Annotated in this window: 1 pseudogene; it reads left to right on the forward strand. The window is 76.7% G+C overall.

From position 1 onward, the window contains the following. Positions 1-343 (forward strand): annotated as a pseudogene (locus ACLBYB_RS32890) (glycosyl transferase); the annotation flags it as partial.

Consider the following 343-nt stretch of genomic DNA (forward strand, 5'->3'; position numbering starts at 1 on the left):
GAGCTCGCGGAGTTCGTCGGGCAGCTGGCGCCGGTCCTGATCCACGTGCACTCGCTGGCGGGCTTGCGCTGGGGCGCGGCGCGGGCGCTGATGGCGGTGGTGGCGGGGTCGGGGCGTCCCTACGCGTGGACGCTGCACGACTACTCGCCGGTGTGCCACCGCAACCACCTGGTGCAGCCGGACGGGCGCTACTGCGGCCTGGCGCCGGTCACCGAGTGCCGGTCGTGCCTGGCGGTGGACGCGGACGGGTTCGAGGAGCCGGATCCGGGCGAGCGGCGGGCGGCGTTCGGGGCGTTCCTGGCGGGCGCCGCGCGGGTGTTCGCGCCGTCCTCCGACACGGCGG

This window comes from Methylobacterium sp. D54C (genome assembly GCF_053345595.1).